The 18835-nt window shown below is 72.6% G+C and carries 13 protein-coding genes; 9 read left to right on the forward strand and 4 right to left on the reverse strand.

The features are described 5' to 3' along the window. Positions 1-223 precede the first annotated feature (223 nt). The 3 genes from ACSNOH_RS22990 (at position 224) to ACSNOH_RS23000 (ending at position 4887) form a co-directional block, all read left to right on the forward strand. Complete coding sequence (locus tag ACSNOH_RS22990; RefSeq protein ID WP_436723315.1) at positions 224-1201, forward strand: HNH endonuclease; 978 nt, start codon at positions 224-226, stop codon at positions 1199-1201. A gap of 7 nt (positions 1202-1208) precedes the next feature. Beyond that, positions 1209-3788 carry an SUKH-4 family immunity protein gene (locus ACSNOH_RS22995; RefSeq protein WP_436723316.1) on the forward strand — a complete coding sequence of 860 codons (2580 nt, stop codon included), beginning with the start codon at positions 1209-1211 and terminating at the stop codon, positions 3786-3788. A 196-nt stretch (positions 3789-3984) separates the two neighbouring features. Beyond that, positions 3985-4887 carry a cellulose-binding protein gene (locus ACSNOH_RS23000; RefSeq protein WP_436723317.1) on the forward strand — a complete coding sequence of 301 codons (903 nt, stop codon included), beginning with the start codon at positions 3985-3987 and terminating at the stop codon, positions 4885-4887. 405 nt (positions 4888-5292) lie between these two features. Here the strand turns inward: ACSNOH_RS23000 and ACSNOH_RS23005 are convergent, their stop codons facing one another. Beyond that, positions 5293-7071 (reverse strand): lytic murein transglycosylase, encoded by a 1779-nt coding sequence (locus ACSNOH_RS23005; RefSeq protein WP_436723318.1) that lies wholly within the window; start codon positions 7069-7071, stop codon positions 5293-5295. A 781-nt stretch (positions 7072-7852) separates the two neighbouring features. Here ACSNOH_RS23005 and ACSNOH_RS23010 point away from each other — a divergent pair. Beyond that, positions 7853-8641, forward strand: coding sequence for an ABC transporter ATP-binding protein (locus ACSNOH_RS23010; RefSeq protein WP_436723319.1), 789 nt, complete (start codon positions 7853-7855; stop codon positions 8639-8641). Further along, entirely contained in the window at positions 8638-11211 is a 2574-nt protein-coding gene (locus tag ACSNOH_RS23015; protein WP_436723320.1) for an ABC transporter permease, read from the forward strand. Before ACSNOH_RS23010 ends, ACSNOH_RS23015 begins: the two co-directional genes overlap by 4 nt. A gap of 130 nt (positions 11212-11341) precedes the next feature. Here the strand turns inward: ACSNOH_RS23015 and ACSNOH_RS23020 are convergent, their stop codons facing one another. Next, entirely contained in the window at positions 11342-11551 is a 210-nt protein-coding gene (locus ACSNOH_RS23020; RefSeq protein ID WP_436723321.1) for a DUF397 domain-containing protein, read from the reverse strand. Between the two features lie 6 nt (positions 11552-11557). Then, positions 11558-12412 (reverse strand): helix-turn-helix domain-containing protein, encoded by an 855-nt coding sequence (locus ACSNOH_RS23025; RefSeq protein WP_436723322.1) that lies wholly within the window; start codon positions 12410-12412, stop codon positions 11558-11560. 165 nt (positions 12413-12577) lie between these two features. On the opposite strand from ACSNOH_RS23025, the gene ACSNOH_RS23030 reads away from it, so the two are divergent. From ACSNOH_RS23030 to mfd, 4 genes are all read left to right on the forward strand, one after another. After that, positions 12578-12928 (forward strand): hypothetical protein, encoded by a 351-nt coding sequence (locus ACSNOH_RS23030; protein WP_436723323.1) that lies wholly within the window; start codon positions 12578-12580, stop codon positions 12926-12928. Positions 12929-12952: 24 nt separating this feature from the next. Then, entirely contained in the window at positions 12953-13279 is a 327-nt protein-coding gene (locus ACSNOH_RS23035; protein WP_436723324.1) for a hypothetical protein, read from the forward strand. Then, complete coding sequence (locus ACSNOH_RS23040) at positions 13272-13403, forward strand: hypothetical protein (protein WP_436723325.1); 132 nt, start codon at positions 13272-13274, stop codon at positions 13401-13403. The genes ACSNOH_RS23035 and ACSNOH_RS23040 overlap by 8 nt, the downstream gene beginning before the upstream one ends. Before the next feature lie 155 nt (positions 13404-13558). Next, entirely contained in the window at positions 13559-17092 is a 3534-nt protein-coding gene (gene mfd / locus ACSNOH_RS23045) for a transcription-repair coupling factor (protein ID WP_436723326.1), read from the forward strand. A gap of 45 nt (positions 17093-17137) precedes the next feature. Here mfd and ACSNOH_RS23050 read toward each other — a convergent pair whose 3' ends face one another. Next, positions 17138-18622: a DUF2079 domain-containing protein gene (locus ACSNOH_RS23050; protein ID WP_436723327.1), complete on the reverse strand. Its 1485-nt coding sequence runs from the start codon at positions 18620-18622 to the stop codon at positions 17138-17140. Positions 18623-18835: the final 213 nt, after the last annotated feature.

Below are 18835 nucleotides of genomic sequence, written 5' to 3' on the forward strand. Positions count from 1 at the left end.
GGGCGTGACGGGTGCCTGCGGGCGGGGCCGGTGGCGGTGGGGGCGGGCCTGGGCGCGGTCCCCGTCTTGCGGTAGCGCATAGGCTGTGCCGCACGGGGTGTTCTCGGCCATGGGGACACCGGCCGGCCGGGTCCGCGTGGCCCGGGCGGGGGTCCGGTGACGGGCGGCGACTGCCGCGTTCGTCGGGGCCTTTGGGATCCACAGTCAGCAGGGGGCTTCCGTCATGACGACAGGTCGGCTCGGGCAGCAGGCCGCGCCACCGAATGCGGCCTACGCCGGGCAGGTCGTGCACTTCCCGGACCCGGTCCGTGCCAGCCGCTACCCCAAGGGGGTGCGGGTGGATGAATCGGGCTACCCGGACTTCTCGCCGTATGCGCGGGCGGCCGCGGAGATCGCGGAGCCGCCGGAGGGCTTCGGCGTGGACGAGCTGCGGCTGACCGACTACGTGTCGGCGAACGCCGCCCTGCACGCGGAGGGCCATGAGCTGTGGGCCAGTCTGCCGTCGGTCGCGACGCCGCACGGCTGGACGTGGCACCACGTCGCGGGCACGCGCCGGCTGGAGCTGGTGCCGGCCGAGGTGAAGGCGCTGCTGCGGCACCACGGCGGGCTGGCGACGGCTGCCGTGGACCAGGACAAGCGCGGCACGCGTCCGCTGCAGGAGACCCGGCCGGTGCACTTCGTGCTGCCTCAGCGGGACCTCGCGGTGACGGAGGAACAGGTTCAGGGCGTCGAGGAGGATCTCGGCTACCGCCTGCCGGGCGCCTACCGGGCCTTCCTGAAGGCCGCGGGCGGTTGTGCCCCGGTGGGCGCTGCGCTGGACGCGGAGCTGGGCCTGCTGATCGACCAGCCGTTCTTCACGGTGCGCGACGAGGCCGCCGTGAACGACCTCGTCTACGTCAACAAGTGTCTGCGCGACCACTTCACCAAGGACTATCTGGGCGTGGGATTCGTCCAGGGCGGCGTGCTCGCCGTGAAGGTGAAGGGCGAGGCGATCGGCTCGGTCTGGTTCTGCCCGTACGACGATGCGCGCGACCGGGACGGCTGGACGGTGCAGGAGCGGGTGGAGCGGTTGCTGCTGCCCTGTGGTGAGGACTTCGACGTGTTTTTGTCGCGGCTGGCGGGCGGTCCGCCCGAGCTGGAGACGGTGGCCGGCCTGATGGTGGACGGCGGCTTCGCCCATGCCGTCCCGGTGGAGGGGTGAGCGCGCGGTGGTGACGTTCGCGCAGGCGCAGGAGCGCGGTGAGCGCTGGGCCAACGGTGACGTGCCGGCGTACCAGCACCGGGAGGTGCGGGTCCGCGAGTTCGACCTGGGCTTCGTGGTGTGGGCCGAGGACCGCGAGGACGGTCCGACGTCCGACGGCGGGCACGCCAGGCTGGTGATCGCCCGGGACAGCGGGGAGACGACGCTGTGGCCGGCGCTGCCGGTGGGCGAGGTCATCCGGCGTTATGAGGAGGAGTACGGAGCGGTGGCGGTGGAGGAGCCGGAGCCGTCGGACGCTCCGCCGAAGCGGCTGGACCTGAACGCGACGTCGTTCTTGCTGAGTCCGCCGCAGTGGCTGCAGGACGCGGCGGACGCGATGGGCATCCCGGACCGCCGGGGCGAGGGGTCGTCGTCGGGCGGGGGTTCGCTCGCGGGTGGTGGTACGGGGGCGCCGTCCGGCGGGGGTTCGCTTGCCGGTGGTGGGACAGGCGCGCCGTCCGGTGCGAGTGCGCCGGCCGGTGCCGGTGCCGGTGCCGGTGCGGCTGCTGCGTCCAGCGGGGCCGGTTCGCCGGCTGGTGCTGGTGCTGGTGCTGGTGCTGGTGCAGCCGCGGCTGTTGCGTCCGCCGGTACGGGTGCGCCCGCGGGCGGGGCTTCCGGCGGGTCTTCGGGCCCGGCGGCCGGTGCGTCTGCGTCCGGTGACGCGGGTGCGTCGGCCGGTGCCGGTGCGCAGGGTGGCGCGCTTGCGGGCGCGGCTCCGGGCCTGCCTGCCGACCGGCCGGCGGCCGGGTCCGCCGGTGGCGCTTCGGACGCGTCGTCCGGGGGAGCCGGCGCGTCCCCGGAGGCGCCCGCGGCCGCGTCCGCGCGTTCGGGGGCGTCCCCGGACGCGTCGCTGGGCGGCCCGGTGCCGCCGTCCGCTCCGGCGGGTCCGGCCGCGGCAGAGGCGGCGACGGACGCGTCTGCCGCGCCGCAGCCCCTCGCGCCGCCGCCCGCGGGGCCCCCCGCGCCTGCCGTGCGGTCCGGCGCTGCGCCCGAGGCGACGCCCTGGGCCGCGGCGGACACGCACAGCTCGGATGATGACGACGACCGCTCGGTCGGTCTGCCGGCGACGGTGCTGGCGCCTGCCCTGTCGGGCACGGACGAGGACGACACCCCGCCCCCGGGCGTCGGCCCGGAGGCGAAGACCGCCCTGATGGAGGCGGGCAGCGCGCTGCCGAAGACGGCCCTGGCCCCGTCGCTGGACGCGCTTGAGGGCTCGCCGGCGGCTCCGGGCGCGCCGGTCCCGCCGCCCGCGGCTCCGGCCGGCCCCGGTGGGGTGCACCATGCGGCGACCATGCTCGCGAGCGCTCCCGGCGGCCCCGCGGCCCCGGGTGCTCCGGGCGCTCCGGGTCAGCCCCCCGCGGCACCCGCCGCGCCGGGTCGCCCGGGCACCCCGCCGCCCGCGGCTCCCGCCGGTCCCGCAGGCCCCGGCGGCGTGCACCACGCCGCGACCATGCTCGCGAGCCCGGGCACGCCCGGCATGCCTCCGGCGTCCCCGCAGGCACCGCAGGCCGCCCCGGCGCCGCAGGGCCCCGCGTACGGCTATCCCCAGCCGCCCAGCGGTCTGCCGACCGTCGGCCCGGGCTACATGGCCGTCCTGCGCTACCGCGCGCACGACGGTTCCGAGCAGCAGATCATCCGTCGCAGCGCGCCGGGCACGCCGCACCCGGAGTGGCAGATCCTGCACGAGCTGATGGCGTTGAACGTGCCGCGCGAGCAGGTGCTGGAGCTCCACACGGAGTTGGAGTCCTGCGACGGCCCGGGCGGCTACTGCGCCCGCATGGTGCGCGACAACTGGCCGCAGGCGACGGTCAGTCACACGGCCGCGTACGGCCGCGACCACGCCACGCGCCAGCAGGGCGTCCGGCACCTGATCGAGCATCAGGGCGAGCTGCACCAGGTCGCCGACGGCCCGGCGCGCCCCGCGCCGAACCGGGTGCCGCTGCCGCACCCCGGCCAGGTGCAGCAGGCGCCGCCGGTGGGCCCGGACGTGATAGCCCGGGAGCTGGGCGAGTCCTTCGGCCCGCAGGGCGTGTTCCGGTTCGAGCAGCGCGCGGTGTCGCGCCAGGGCGTGCCGGACGTCGTCGCGCAGACGCTGGTGTGGGCGGGCCTGCCCGTGGACTGCGGGCCGTTCTTCTGGGGCCAGGCGCAGCCGGGCCGGCCGGTGCCGACGCTGGCGGAGCTGGCGGCGGAGCGGCGGGTGCAGGCGGCGCCGGACGCGGGTTCGTATCTCGTGATGGGGACGGACTTCGGCAAGCAGCTGTGCGTGCAGTACGGGACGGCGCACATCGTGGCGGTGCCGCTGGAGGCGGGGCCGGGCGGTTCGTCCGTTCCGCCGCAGTTCGTCAACACGAGCCTGCCTCAGTTCGTTCGCTCTTTGGCGCTGCTCGGGAAGATGTGGCGGTGGCGCTACGGATTGACGCCGGAGCAGGCGGGCCGCTGGACGGTGGACTTCCAGGAACAGCTGATGGCGCTGGACACGGCCGCCTTGTCGTCGCCGGAGAACTGGTGGTCGGTGCTCGTCGAGCAGATGTGGGACGGCCTGTTCTAGCGGTGCGCCGGGAACGCTCCCGGGCACGGGGCGCCCGATCCGGGATGAGGGTCGGGCGCCCCGTGTCGTAGGTTGGCGCATCCTTGACAGAAGGAGCGGGCGGAGTGTCGCGTCATCGGCACTTCCCGTGGTCCAGGGATGATGTGCGCCAGACTGCGTCACATACCGGACATCCGGGATATAAGGGGCTTCAAGGATGAGTGCATCGGTGTCTCCCGACGGCTTCGCCGTCGTACGGGGCCGGGGTTACCGGCCCGAGCAGGTGGATCGCGCTCTCGCCGAGTTCGCGCGGCAGCGGGACGCGGCCTGGGAGCGGGTGGCGCGGCTGACCGTACTCGCGCGCGAGATGGAGGAGGAGGCCCAGCGGCTCGCGCAGGTGGCGGCGCAGCTCCCCCTGCAGACGTACGAATCGCTCGGCCAGCGCGCGCAGGGGCTCCTCTTCACTGCCCAGGCCGAGGCGACCGGGCTGCGGGAGCGGGCGGAGGCGGCCGCCGCCGAGATGATGGAGGCGGCCGAGGCGCACGGCCGGGCGGTCCGCGACGCGGCTCACCAGGCGGCCACGGCGGTGCGCGCCGAGGCCGAGGAGTGGGCGCGGCAGGCGCTCGTCGCGGCCGAGTCCGTCGCCGACGACGTCATCGCCGTGGCGCGGCGCGACGCCAAGCAGCGGCGCGAGGACGCGGCGGCGGCGCTCACGGAGATGCGCGAGCGGACGGCGGCGGCGCTCGCCGAGCAGGAGAAGGACCACGCGGAGCGGTGGGAGACGGCGGGGCGCGAGACCGCCGAGCGCGAGGCCGCGCTCGACACGCGCATCGCCGCGATGGAGGAGTACGCCCGCAACGCCCTCGCCGAGGCGCAGCGCCGCTACGCGGAGGCCGAGGAGGCCGCGCGGCACGGGCAGGAGGACGCGGAGGCGCAGGGGGCGGCGCTCATCGCGCAGGCGCGGGTCCGCGAGGAGCGGATCGTCCGGGACATGGAGCGCAACCTCCGCGAGCACGAGGAGCGCCGCGAGGAGCTCCGCGCCCACATGGCCCACGTCCGCCACAGCCTGGCCGCCCTCACGGGCAAGCCGGTGGCGGAGGACCTGGGGGCGGGGGACTAGCAAGGGGCGCAGCCCCTTGAATCCGCCGCGGCGGCGCGCAACCACGACGGTGGTGTGCGGCGGTGCCATGCGGGCCGCGGGTGCGCAATCGGTCAAGGGGCCCGGCCCCTTGAATCCGCCGCAGCGGCGCTCGGCCACGACGGTGGTGCCCGGCGGTGCCGTACGGGCCGCGGGTGCGCAACCCGGTCAAGGGGCCTGGCCCCTTGAATCCGCCGCAGCGGCGATCAGCCACAGCGGTGGTGTCCGGCGGTGCCGGGCCGGCCCGGGCCCGTACGGCACCGCCGGTCTCCGCGGTGGTGGCTGATCGCCGCTGCGGCGGTGAGAGGGATGCGGGTGCGCAACCCGGTCAAGGGGCCTGGCCCCTTGGATCCGCCGCGGCGGGGACCGGCGGTGCTGCCCGCAGGGCTACGTCGCCGGGGTCGGCTTCGGTGACGGGAGCGTGGCCGTGGGGGCCTTCACCGTCAGGCGGAACGCGTGGACCTTGCCGTCGGCCGTCGTCACGTTCAGCACGTACTCGCCGGACTTCCCGTCCGTCAGCAGCACCGGGAGCGCGAGGACGCCGTCCTTGTCCGTCGTACCGGCTTCCAGGCGCCACGTCCGCTTGCCGTCGGGCCCCTTGAAGTAGGGGCCTTCCTTGGCGGCGGGCGTCGTGCCGTCGGCCTTGGTGACCGTCGCCGTGATCGCCGTGCCGACGACGTCCTTGCCGTCCTTCGTCAGCACCTTGACCGTGAACCGGTCGGCGAACGCACCGTTGGGGTCGGCCTGCAAGGCCGGCTTGCCGACCACGACGACCTCCTCGGCCGCCCGCACCGACACCGTGCCCGCGAACTCCACCGCCGGCAGGTCGCGTCCGACGACCGTCGCCGTCACCTTGACCTTGCCGATCTTGAGCCCGGCCACGACACGCAGCGCCGTGGCCGTGCCGTCGTTGCCCGTGGTGACGGTCAGCACCGTCGAAGCGTCCGTGAAGGCGGCCCCGTCGCCGCTCACCACGAACCGCACCTTCGCGCCCGCCATCGGCTTCCCGGACTGGTCCTTGACCAGGACGCGCGCCTTCTCCGCGAACGTCTCGCCGGCGTTCGCCTCCCAGGCCCTGCCGTCGCCGACCCGCTCCAGGCGGTCCGCCCGCTGCGCAGGCGGCTTCGGCTTCTGCGGCTCGTCGGGCTTCGTCGGCGGCTTCGTCGGCGGCGTCGACGGCTTGTCGTGCCCCGGCTCGGCCGGCTTGCCGGAGGGCTTGCCGCCGTTCGACGGCGGCAACGGCTTCGAAGGCTGCGGCTTGCCCGAAGGCACGTTCCGGGACGGGGCACTGCCCGACGGAGCATTACCGGACGGAACGTTGCCGGACGGGACGCTGCCCGAGGGAACGCTGCCCGACGGCACCCCCGTACGGTCCGGCAGCGAAGGCACGTTGCCCTGCTGGTACGCGCGCATCCACTCCGTGACGGCGTTCACGTACGACCGCGAGTTGTTGTAGCTGAGGACGGCCCGGTCGAGATCCCCGGGCCGGTTCATGTCCTTGCCGCCCGCGCACAAGTACTTGGCGGTGGCGAGCGCGGCGTCGTAGATGTTGTTGGGGTTCTTCACCCCGTCGCCGTTGCCGTCGGCGCCGTACTGCGCCCAGGTGGAGGGCAGGAACTGGGTGGGGCCGACGGCCTTGTCGTAGACCGCGTCGCCGTCCAGCCGGCCCTGGTCGGTGTCCTTGACGTTGGCGAAGTCGTTGCCGTTCAGCTGCGGGCCGAGGATCGGCTTGTCCGTCGTGCCGTCGGCGGTCATGCGCGCGCCGCCGTACGTGCCGTGCTGCGTCTCCACCTGGCCGATGCCGGCTATGAGCTCCCACGGCATGTGGCAGGCCGGCATGTCGGTCGCCGCGCGCTGGGCGGCCTTGCGGTACGCGTCCAGGGCCGTCGCGGGTATGCCCGTGGCCGCGTCCTTGGAGTCCTCCTTGCCCGGGCCGGTCGTGCCCGGCAGGCCGGGGCGGCCGTTCGGTCTGAGGTCGGGCAGGGTGAGGTTGGGCGTGCCGTGCGGCAGGCCCTGCGGGTTCTTCGGGTCCTTCGAGGGGTCGTCCGCATCCGCCGTGTTGTGCGGTGCACCGGCGCCGACCGCGGCCGTCAGGCTGGCCACGAGCAGGGCCGTGCACAGACCCTGGCGGGAGACGCTGGCAGCGCGCGTAGGGAGTATCTTCACGATGCTGCTTCCTTCGCTGCTTCCTGTCGGAGACCTGCGGCCTGTGCGAAGGGGTGCTGCTGCGGACCGCGCCCGTCGGCGTCCCCCCTCGACCATGACACCGAACACTAATTCCCTGTGGCCCCAATTGTCTTGCCCGGTGGCCGCCTTCACGTATTATTCGCCCTTCGTTCCTCGGTAACTCCTTCCTCTTTGCCCGCTTCCTTCCGTTTGTCTGCGGCTTGTCTGCGGCTTGTCTGCGGCTTGTCTGCGGCTTGTCTGCGGCGGATTCCCGTACGGCGGCGCACGGGTGCGTACGACTGCCTACGACTGCGCACGGCTGCGTCTGCCCGGCCCGCCCGGCCCGCGCCCGAGATCGTTTCCCCCGGCACGCATCCGTCCTGCGGTGCACCCCTCAGGGTCGTGTTTGCGCCTGACGTAACGGCAGGGTGCAGACTCGGGCCCCGGCGAACCCCGAGACCGGCGGGGCCGCCGGCCCCGCATCCCCTAAGGGTCGTGCCTGGCTTTCTCCTGCTCGTCCCGGCCACCCGGTTCGTACCGCAGGGGGAGGAGCGGGCACGACCTGCTGCCTAGCCTTTTCGATGTCGGCGGAGACCGGAGACGGAGACGGAGACGGAGACGCAGACGTCGGCACCGGCACCGGCACCGGCTGGAGAGGCGATGGAGAGGTGATGGTGGGGCTGGCCCCACCACCGATACACGGACGAGCACCATCGCCCCGGCCCCCCGCATCCAGGCAGGCTGTGGACCGCACCGCAATGAACACCTAGGAGTTTTGACCGTGACAACGGCTGTATCGATTCCCAAGACCGGGGGCAGTGGAGGGCATGCGGCCGCCGCGGCGAGGGCCCGCCAGGTCGTCAAGGCCTACGGCGCCGGGGAGACCCGGGTCACCGCCCTCGACCACGTGGACGTGGACATCGCCCGTGGTCAGTTCACCGCCATCATGGGCCCCTCCGGCTCCGGCAAGTCGACCCTGATGCACTGCCTGGCGGGCCTGGACACCGTCACGTCCGGGCAGATCTTCATCGACGAGACCGAGATAACCGGTCTCAAGGACAAGAAGCTCACCCGGCTCCGCCGCGACCGCATCGGCTTCATCTTCCAGGCGTTCAACCTGCTCCCGACGCTCAACGCGATCGAGAACATCACGCTCCCCATGGACATCGCCGGCCGCAAGCCGGACAAGGCCTGGCTGGACCGCGTCGTGGAGACCGTCGGCCTCGCCGGCCGCCTCAAGCACCGGCCGAACCAGCTCTCCGGCGGCCAGCAGCAGCGCGTGGCCGTGGCCCGCGCCCTCGCCGCCCGCCCCGAGATCATCTTCGGTGACGAGCCGACCGGCAACCTGGACTCGCGCGCGGGCGCCGAGGTGCTCGGCTTCCTCCGCCGCTCCGTGGACGAGCTGGGCCAGACCATCGTCATGGTCACCCACGACCCGGTGGCCGCCTCGTACGCCGACCGCGTGCTCTACCTGGCCGACGGCCGGATCGTGGACGAGATGCACAGCCCGACCGCCGACGCGGTCCTGGAGCGCATGAAGCACTTCGACGCCCGTGGACGGGTGTCGTGACCGTCCTCAAGACCTCGATGCGCAACTTCCTCGCGCACAAGGGCCGCATGGCGCTCTCCGCCGTCGCGGTCCTGCTGTCGGTGGCGTTCGTGTGCGGCACGCTCGTCTTCACCGACACCATGAACGCCACGTTCGACAAGCTCTTCGCGAACGTCGCCTCCGACGTCTCCGTCGCCCCCAAGAAGGACGACGACGCCCAGGAGACCGGCAAGCCGGAGACCCTGCCGGCCGCGCTCCAGGCGAAGCTCGCGAAGGTCGACGGCGTCGCCAAGGTCGAGCCGCACGTCACCAGCATGCAGCTGACCGTCGTCAACGCGAAGAACAAGAGCCTCAGCCCCACCTCCGGCGCCCCCACCGTGGGCACCAACTGGGACGAGAGCCAGAAGAAGTCGGTCGAGATCACCAGCGGCCACGTCCCGCACGGCCCGGCCGAGGCCGTCCTCGACGCCGACACCGCCGCCAAGCACGGCGTGAAGACGGGCGACAAGCTCCGCGTCATCGCCGTCCCCGGCGACTTCACCGTCAGCGTCGTCGGCATCGCCACGTACAAGACGACCAACCCCGGCGCGGCCCTCCTGTACTTCGACACCGCGACCGCGCAGGAGAAGCTGCTCGGCAGCACGGGCTCCTTCAGCAGCTACGGGCTGACCGCCGCGTCCGGCGTCAGCGACGAGCAGCTCAAGGAGCGCGTCACCGCCACCCTCGGCTCCTCGGCGGGCGACTACGCGGTGCGGACCGCCGCCGAGTCCAAGGAGGAGAACAAGAAGGACGTCGGCTCCTTCCTCGACGTCATGAAGTACGCCCTGCTCGGCTTCGCCGGCATCGCCGTCCTCGTGGGCATCTTCCTCATCGTCAACACCTTCTCCATGCTGGTCGCCCAGCGCACCCGCGAGATCGGCCTCATGCGGGCCATCGGCTCCAGCCGCCGGCAGGTCCTGCGCTCGGTGCTGACCGAGGCGGTGCTGCTCGGCGTCGCCGGCTCGGTGCTCGGCATCGGCGGCGGCATCGCCCTCGCCGTCGGGCTGATGAAGCTCATGGGCTCCATGGGCATGAAGCTCGACATGGGCGAGCTCACGATCAAGGCCGCGACGCCGGTCGTGGGACTTGCCATCGGCATCGTCGTCACCGTCCTGGCCGCGCTCCTGCCCGCCGTCAAGGCCACCCGCATCTCCCCGATGTCCGCCCTGCGCGACGCGGGCACCCCGGCGGACGGCAAGGCCGGCAAGGCACGCGCCACGATCGGTGTGCTGCTGACCGCCGCGGGCGGGCTGGCCCTGGTCGCCGCGGCCAAGGCGGACGACGCCCAGGCGGGCGCGGGCATGCTCGGCATCGGCGTCTTCCTCACCCTCGTCGGCTTCATCGTCGTCGGGCCGCTGCTGGCCGGCGTCGTCGTCCGCGTGATCAGCGCGATCGTGCTGCGGGTCTTCGGCCCCGTCGGCCGCCTCGCCGAGCGCAACGCGCTGCGCAACCCGCGGCGCACCGGCGCCACCGCCTCCGCCCTGATGATCGGCCTCGCGCTGGTCGCCGCGCTGTCGGTGGTCGGCTCCTCGATGGTCGCCTCGGCCACGGACCAGCTCGACAAGTCGGTGGGCGCGGACTTCATCGTCCAGAGCGAGAACCAGCAGCCGCTGAGCCCGGCCGTGGTCAAGGCCGTCAAGTCCGCCGGCCACGTCGAGCACGTCACCGAGTACACCGTCGTCAGCGCGAAGATCACGACGCCGGGCGGCAAGACCGTCACCAAGCGGCTCTCCGCGGTCAGCCCCACGTACGCCGACGACGTGCGCGCCGAGACGGTCAAGGGCAACCTGAAGGACGCCTACGCCAAGGACTCCATGTCCGTGCCGGAGGGCTTCGCCAAGGACAACGGCATCAAGCAGGGCGACCGGCTGAAGGTCACCATGACCGGCGGCCGCCCGGCCGAACTGACGGTCAGGGCCATCACCTCGGACGACACCAGCATCGACCAGGGCGCGATGTACACCGACATCGCCACCGCGCGCAGCTACCTCCCGGCCGACAGGATGCCGCTGGACTTCATGGTCTTCGCCAAGGCCGCCGACGGGCAGACGAAGGAGGCCGCGGCCGCCCTCAAGGCGTCCGTCGAGCAGTACCCGCAGGTCAAGGTCCGTGACCAGTCCGACTACAAGAAGCTCATCCAGGACCAGGTCGGCCAGCTCCTCAACATGATCTACGGCCTGCTGGCCCTCGCGATCATCGTGGCGGTCCTGGGCGTCGTGAACACCCTGGCCCTGTCGGTCGTCGAGCGCACCCGGGAGATCGGCCTCCTGCGGGCCATCGGCCTCTCGCGCCGCCAGATGCGCCGCATGATCCGCCTGGAGTCGGTCGTCATCGCCCTCTTCGGCGCGCTGCTCGGCCTCGGCCTCGGCATGGCCTGGGGCACCACGTCCCAGAAGCTCCTGGCCCTCCAGGGCCTCGGCGTCCTGGACATCCCCTGGCCGACGATCATCGCGGTCTTCCTCGGCTCGGCGGTGGTCGGCCTGCTCGCCGCCCTCGTCCCGGCGTTCCGGGCGGGCCGGATGAACGTCCTGAACGCCATCGCCACGGACTAGCAGGCTGCTGCCCCTGCGAGGGGGCGGCGGGGCGCGGGCCACCGGCCCGCGCCCCCCCCCCCCCCCCCCCCGGAAAGCCCCGGCCCGGACGCGCCACGGGGGTGCGTGTCCGGGCCGGGTCTTTGCGCGCTCACCGCTGGCCGCGGGGAGCCGGCGGGCCGTCCTTGACGGCGCGGATGAGGGCCGCGAGCGCGGCGGGGGGTGCGGTGAGTATGAGATCGGGTGCGTCGCTCTCCCGGAGCCTTATGGTTCCGGGCGCGGTTCCCCTCGCGACGTAGAGACAGTTGCCGGCAGTTCCGCTGTAGGACGACTTCTGCCACGCGTATTCGGACACGTTCATTCCTCGTCAGATGCTCTTGGCGATGCGGTGGATCACATCGCGGGACGCGGCCGGAGTGAGAGCGCTCTCCTCCAGCCGGTCCAGTACGGCGCGGTACCTGATCAGCTGCGGCTGGGCGTCCACGAACTCGGACCGGGTGTCCGTGTCCACCTGCACGGTGTCCAACTGCCGGACCTCGGAGTCGAAGTAGATGATTGCCGCTCCGGAACTGGGGTAGCTCCCGGTCCCGAAAGGGATCACCTGCACGGTGATGTGTTCACGCTCGCTCATCGCGAGGAGATGCACCAGTTGTGCGCGGGCCACTTCCGGGCCGCCGAACCCCATCCGCAGCGCCGCCTCGTGAATGATCGCCGTGAGGGGCGTCGGCTGATCGCCGTAGATGACCGCCTGCCGCTTGATCCGGAAAGAGACGAGGTGCTCGATCGAGGGTGGGTCGTAGGCCGGCACCACGTCCTTGAAGAGGGCCCGGGCGTGCTCGGTGGTCTGCAGCAGCCCGGGGAGATGGACCGCGGAGGCGATGCGCATGGACCGTGCATGGTGTTCGAGCTCGGCGAGATCCAGTGCGTCTCCCGTGAGGATCTGCCGGTATTCCTCCCACCAGCCGCGCGTCCGGCCGCCGGTCATGCGGGTCAGTGCGTCGATCACGGATTGATCGGTGCAGCCGTAGAGCCGTGCAAGGGTCCGCACCCGCTCGGCGCTGATGGGATAGCCGCCGGATTCGATGTTGCTGATCCGGGACTGGGTGGTCCCGTGGACCCTGCCTGCTTCGGTGGCGGACAGTTCCGCGTGCTCTCGCAGGCGGCGCAGTTCGGCCCCCAGGCGCCGTTGCCGGATGGTTGGCGGGAGCTTGCTCGGGGGCATGGCCGTCCTCTCTGTATTCGCACACAGTGCGGATCCTTCGCCCTATCGGATATGGGGGGTACGGGTAGTCGCCTTGGGGTGGACTGGATACCACCTCCGCTCCTACGGTGGGGGCCGGGCCGCTGGCCTGACTTCCCCCAATCCCTCCTCCGGCAGGAGATGTTCATGGGCACCGTATCCCCGCAGGGTTCCGCCTCCGAGTCGCTCGAACGCGGCTTCGACCTGGACGAAGAGATCTGCGGGCTCGTTCTCGACTCCGCGCCGCGGATGTTCGCCGTCGTCCAGGAGACCGACCTGGCGGAAGGCGTCACGGACGCCGAGGTCGTCGCCTGGGGTCTCGCTCACGAGGGCGGCCCCGTGGACGTGATCGGCACCGACGGCCACAGCACCCTGCGGCTCCGGTCGCCCGAGCGGGCCGCGTGGTGGTACGGCGAGAAGAAGGGCGAGCGAGCCCGCCTCGTATGGCTCGGCCCCGCCGGGACGGCCTCGCTCGGCCACCCGGTTGCCGTACGGTGATCGGGGCACCCTTGGGAGGACTCAGTGATCCCCAGACCCGAGAAGACGTTCCCCGCGCTGCGGGCGGCGCTGGCGCAGGTTGCGCCGTCCCGGCTGGCGGAGATGACGACGGAGCGGGACACGGTCTTCACGATGGCCACTCAGGCCAACAGTTTCGGGCCGATCGCCATGTTCCAGCTCAAGTGGGCCACCGTGATCGAGGTCGAGCGGTTTCCCGAGGTCGCCCGGCGGCTGCACGCGGCGGAGCACGCTGTGCAGTCCCTCGGCAAGGACGATCCGGCGTGGCGGGCCGCGATGGACGAGATCCGGCAGATCATGGACGCGGCCAGGGCGAAGGTGACCGATGGGTGACTGGGGCTGGGAGTACGACCCTGATGCCCGGCACGTCATCGGCGAGACGCCGAACCTCGCCTTCGTGGCACGGGTGGAAGAACGCGCCGACGAGCTCGTCCAGGTCACGGCCTGGCCTCTCTGACCGGCCCGGTCAGGGGCGCCCGGAGCCCCGGAACCGTCGGGCCGCGAATGTCGGCGCCGCGTCGTAGGCTGGGGGTCACCCGGCCCGTCAACACGTGTCGGGTCGTTCGCGTTGTCACTCACTGACCTTGCCACCCCGGGACGGAAAAAGCCTCCATGAGCCTGCACGGTCTGCTCGACGCCGTCGTCAAGGATCCGGCGCTTGCCGAAGCGGTGAAGGCCGCGGCCGACGGCAACCGCCCGCACGTCGACCTCGTCGGCCCGCCCGCCGCGCGGCCCTTCGCCGTTGCCGCGCTCGCGCGGGACGCGGGGCGTCCGGTGCTGGCCGTGACGGCCACCGGCCGGGAGGCCGAGGATCTGGCGGCGGCTCTGCGCTCGCTGCTGCCGCCGGACGGGGTCGTGGAGTTCCCGGCCTGGGAGACGCTGCCGCACGAGCGCCTCTCGCCGCGTTCGGACACCGTCGGCCGCCGCCTGGCCGTGCTGCGCCGGCTCGCGCACCCCAGCAAGGACGACCCGGCGGCGGGGCCGGTGAGCGTGGTCGTCGCGCCGGTCCGGTCCGTGCTGCAGCCGCAGGTGAAGGGGCTGGGTGACCTGGAGCCGGTCAGCCTGCGCCAGGGGCAGGGCGCCGACCTCGAAGAGGTCGTGGAGGCGCTCGCGGCCGCCGCGTACGCCCGGGTCGAACTGGTCGAGAAGCGCGGCGAGTTCGCCGTCCGCGGCGGCATCCTCGACGTCTTCCCGCCGACCGAGGAGCACCCGCTCCGGATCGAGTTCTGGGGCGACGAGGTCGAGGAGATCCGTTACTTCAAGGTCGCCGACCAGCGCTCGCTGGAGGTCGCCGAGCACGGCCTGTGGGCGCCGCCCTGCCGCGAGCTGCTGCTGACGGAGGACGTACGGGCCCGGGCGGCGGAGCTCGCTCAGGAGCACCCGGAGCTCGGCGAGCTCCTCTCCAAGATCGCCGAGGGGATCGCGGTGGAGGGCATGGAGTCCCTCGCCCCGGTCCTGGTGGACGACATGGAGCTGCTGCTGGACGTGCTGCCGGCCGGCGCGATGACGGTCGTGTGCGACCCGGAGCGCGTGCGCACCCGCGCCGCGGACCTCGTGGCCACCAGCCAGGAGTTCCTGCAGGCGTCCTGGGCGGCCACGGCCGGCGGCGGCGAGGCGCCCATCGACGTGAACGCGGCCTCGCTGTGGGGCATCGCGGACGTCCGCGACCGCGCCCGCGAGCTCGGCCAGATGTGGTGGTCGGTGAGCCCGTTCGCCGCGGACGAGGAGCTCGACGGCGACACCCTCAAGCTCGGCATGCACGCCCCGGAGAGCTACCGCGGCGACACCGCCCGCGCGCTCGCCGACACCAAGGGCTGGCTGGCCGACGGCTGGCGCACCGTCTTCGTCACCGAGGGCCACGGCCCCGCGGCCCGCACGGTCGAGGTCCTCGGCGGCGAGGGCATCGCCGCCCGCCTGGACGCGGACATCGACGGCCTGTCGCCGTCCGTCGTCCACGTCTCCTGCGGCAGCCTCGACAACGGCTTCGTGCACCCGGGCCTGAAGGTCGCCGTCCTGACCGAGACGGACCTGTCGGGGCAGAAGTCCGCCAGCAAGGACATGGGCCGGATGCCGGCCCGCCGCCGCAAGACCATCGACCCGCTGACGCTGCAGGCCGGCGACTACATCGTCCACGAGCAGCACGGCGTCGGCCGCTACATCGAGATGGTGCAGCGCACCGTCCAGGGCGCCACCCGCGAGTACCTGCTCGTGGAGTACGCCCCCGCCAAGCGCGGCCAGCCCGGCGACCGCCTCTACATCCCGACCGACCAGCTGGAGCAGGTCACCAAGTACGTCGGCGGCGAGGCGCCCACCCTGCACCGCCTCGGCGGCGCGGACTGGACGAAGACCAAGGCGCGCGCCAAGAAGGCCGTCAAGGAGATCGCCGCCGACCTGATCAAGCTGTACTCGGCGCGGATGGCCGCCCCCGGCCACTCCTTCGGCCCCGACACCCCCTGGCAGCGGGAGCTGGAGGACGCCTTCCCGTACGCGGAGACGCCCGACCAGCTCACGACCATCGCCGAGGTCAAGGAGGACATGGAGAAGTCCGTCCCCATGGACCGCCTGATCTGCGGCGACGTCGGCTACGGCAAGACGGAGATCGCGGTCCGCGCCGCCTTCAAGGCCGTGCAGGACGGCAAGCAGGTGGCGGTGCTCGTGCCGACCACGCTGCTGGTGCAGCAGCACTTCGGCACGTTCTCCGAGCGCTACGCCCAGTTCCCCGTGGTCACCAAGGCCCTGTCCCGCTTCCAGACGGACGCCGAGGCCAAGGCCGTGCTGGAGGGCCTGCGCGACGGCTCGGTCGACATAGTCATCGGCACGCACCGCCTGTTCTCGTCCGAGACGAAGTTCAAGGACCTGGGCCTGGTCATCGTCGACGAGGAGCAGCGCTTCGGCGTCGAGCACAAGGAGCAGCTGAAGAAGCTGCGGGCCAACGTGGACGTCCTGACGATGTCCGCCACCCCGATCCCGCGCACCCTGGAGATGGCGGTCACCGGCATCCGCGAGATGTCGACCATCACCACCCCGCCGGAGGAGCGGCATCCGGTGCTGACCTTCGTCGGCCCCTACGACCAGAAGCAGATCGGCGCCGCCATCCGCCGCGAGCTGCTGCGCGAGGGCCAGGTCTTCTACATCCACAACCGGGTGGAGTCCATCGACCGGGCGGCCGCCCGGCTGCGCGAGATCGTGCCGGAGGCGCGCATCCAGACCGCGCACGGGCAGATGAGCGAGAGCCGGCTGGAGCAGGTCGTCGTCGACTTCTGGGAGAAGAAGTTCGACGTCCTGGTGTCGACCACGATCGTCGAGTCCGGCATCGACATCTCCAACGCCAACACGCTGATCGTGGAGCGCGGCGACAACTTCGGCCTGTCGCAGCTGCACCAGCTGCGCGGCCGCGTCGGCCGCAGCCGCGAGCGCGGCTACGCCTACTTCCTCTACCCGCCGGAGAAGCCGCTGACCGAGACCGCCCACGAGCGGCTCGCCACCATCGCCCAGCACACGGAGATGGGCGCCGGCATGTACGTGGCCATGAAGGACCTGGAGATCCGCGGCGCGGGCAACCTGCTCGGCGGCGAGCAGTCCGGGCACATCGCGGGCGTCGGCTTCGACCTCTACATCCGCATGGTCGGCGAGGCCGTGGCGGACTACCGCGCGTCGGTCGAGGGCGGCGAGGAACAACCCGAGGCCCCCCTCGAAGTCAAGATCGAACTGCCGGTGGACGCGCACGTCCCGCACGACTACGCCCCGGGCGAGCGGCTGCGCCTGCAGGCCTACCGCGCCATCGCCTCCGCGAACAGCGAGGAGGACATCCGCGCCGTCCGCGAGGAGCTCACCGACCGCTACGGCAAGCTGCCCGAGCCCGTGGAGAACCTGCTGCTCGTCGCGGGCCTGCGGATGCTGGCCCGGGCGTGCGGCGTCTCCGACATCACCCTGCAGGGCTCCAACGTCCGCTTCGGGCCGGTGGAGCTGCGCGAGTCCCAGGAGCTGCGCCTCAAGCGGCTCTACCCGCGCACGGTCATGAAGCCCGCCACGAAGCAGATCCTCGTGCCCCGCCCGGCGACCCGCCCGATCGGCGGCAAGCCGCTGGTCGGCCGGGAACTGCTCGCGTGGACGGGCGAGTTCCTGACGACGATCCTGGGCTCGTAGGAAGCCGTCCAGAGGCGGAGGCGCAGGCGCAGGCGGGGGCGGGGGTCAGGAGGCCGCCGCCCCCTGCCTTTCGAGGACCGCATAGCCGCCCTCGCCGCCGAGGAAGGCGTACCGCGTGCCGGGGTGCATCCGCTCCCCGTCCGCGGTCAGGTCCTCCACGCTCTTGCCTTCCGGCATGCGCATGGCTATGTAGTCGGGGGTGATGCCGCGGGTGTCGCCGATCCAGAAGACCCGGCACCGGCCGGCGAGGCGGCTTATCGGCGCTATGTCGGACTCGACGGACGCCCCGTCGGGGATCCGGTCCAGGAGCCGCTCCGTCGCGCGGACGCTCTCCGGGACGCGGTACGTGCCGGGTTCGGTCAGCGAGTACAGGGGCAGGGACGCGGTCAGGGCGAGGGACGCGGCGAGCACCGCGCCGGGCAGGTGGTGCGCGTAGGAGCGCAGCAGCGGGCGGCGGCTTTCGCGGGCGCGGGCCACGGCGTCGGTGAGCGCGATGAGGACGACGGGCATGAGGACGGCGTTGTAGTGCCAGTCCGTGCCCCAGTAGTGGTCGTCGTGGGAGGCGAACCGCCAGGCCAGGGTCGGCAGGGCGGCGATCAGGACCGGGGAGCGCAGGGCCAGCAGGCCGCTGGTGGGCAGCAGGATCCACAGCAGGGTGCGGATCGCGGTGTCGGCGGAGATCGTGCCCGGGGAGCCGTCGCCTCCGCCGTCGCCGAGCTTGGTCCAGTAGTCGTAGGCGCCGCTGGTGTTGAAGCCGGGGATGATCAGCAGGAAGGTGATCACGGCGGCGGCCAGGCCGAAGGCCGTCAGCGCGGCGGCCGGCCGGGCGGCTCCCCCGGGGACCGCCTCCCCGCGGGACTTCGCGCCGCGCAGCCGGATCAGGATGATCACGCCGATCGCGGCCGCCGTGAGGCCCAGGTCCTCCTTGACCAGGACGAGGGGCGCGGCCCACCAGACGGCCGCCCGCCAGCGCCCGCGCACCACCGCTTCGAGGGAGAAGGCGAGCAGCGGCATCGCGAAGGCGATCTCGTGGAAGTCGAAGTCGACCGCCCGCTGGACGCCCCACGACAGGCCGTAGGCGATGCCGACGGCCAGTCCGCGCTTGCGGCCGAGGAGCCCGGCGGCGAGCCGGGCGACGGGTATCGCCGACAGGGCGAAGAGCGCGGCCTGGGCGACAAGGAGCGTGACCGGGGTGGGGAAGAGCCGGTAGAAGGGGGCGAGGAGGGCGGTCACCGGGCTGAAGTGATCGCCGAGGATGTTGGTGCCCGGGCCCTTGAGGTCGGCTATGGGCGCCTGGAGGCGGGCGTAGCCGCGGACGGCCTGCTCGAAGATGCCCAGGTCCCAGGACATGGTGAGCATGCGGCGGTGCCGGCACAGGGAGAGCGCGGCGTAGAGGACGAAGAGGGCGCCCGCGAGCAGATACGGATCCCGGCGCGGGGCGCGCAGGGCCGCGGCGCGGGGCCGGGCGCCGGGTGCCGCTTCGGCCGCGGGCCCGCCCGGTGCCGGAACGGTGGCGGCGGCCGAGTCCATGGGGGAGTCCTTTGGTCCGGGAACGGTGGGATGACTGGTGACGACGGGATGACTACGGGGATGACTGTCGGAAAAGATACGCGGAGCCTCACCGGCGCCCGGCCCCCTTTTCCGAGAGACGTGTGCTCCCCCGGAGCGGTTCGGCCGGAATGTGTCGTTCTTCTCTCAGACCCCGGCGCCGTCCGGCCCGTCCTCTTCCCCCACCCGCACACC

It is taken from the genome of Streptomyces sp. URMC 127 (assembly GCF_051386535.1).
Classification (GTDB): Bacteria; Actinomycetota; Actinomycetes; order Streptomycetales; family Streptomycetaceae; genus Streptomyces.

Bases quoted from the DNA above. Each gene is read 5' to 3' on its own strand.
- ACSNOH_RS22990 (WP_436723315.1), top strand. From the start codon at position 224: ATGACGACAGGTCGGCTCGGGCAGCAGGCCGCGCCACCGAATGCGGCC.
- ACSNOH_RS23000 (WP_436723317.1), top strand. From the start codon at position 3,985: ATGAGTGCATCGGTGTCTCCCGACGGCTTCGCCGTCGTACGGGGCCGG.
- ACSNOH_RS23020 (WP_436723321.1), bottom strand. From the start codon at position 11,551: ATGAACGTGTCCGAATACGCGTGGCAGAAGTCGTCCTACAGCGGAACT.
- ACSNOH_RS23025 (WP_436723322.1), bottom strand. From the start codon at position 12,412: ATGCCCCCGAGCAAGCTCCCGCCAACCATCCGGCAACGGCGCCTGGGG.
- ACSNOH_RS23030 (WP_436723323.1), top strand. From the start codon at position 12,578: ATGGGCACCGTATCCCCGCAGGGTTCCGCCTCCGAGTCGCTCGAACGC.
- ACSNOH_RS23040 (WP_436723325.1), top strand. From the start codon at position 13,272: ATGGGTGACTGGGGCTGGGAGTACGACCCTGATGCCCGGCACGTCATC.
- mfd (WP_436723326.1), top strand. From the start codon at position 13,559: ATGAGCCTGCACGGTCTGCTCGACGCCGTCGTCAAGGATCCGGCGCTT.
- ACSNOH_RS23050 (WP_436723327.1), bottom strand. From the start codon at position 18,622: ATGGACTCGGCCGCCGCCACCGTTCCGGCACCGGGCGGGCCCGCGGCC.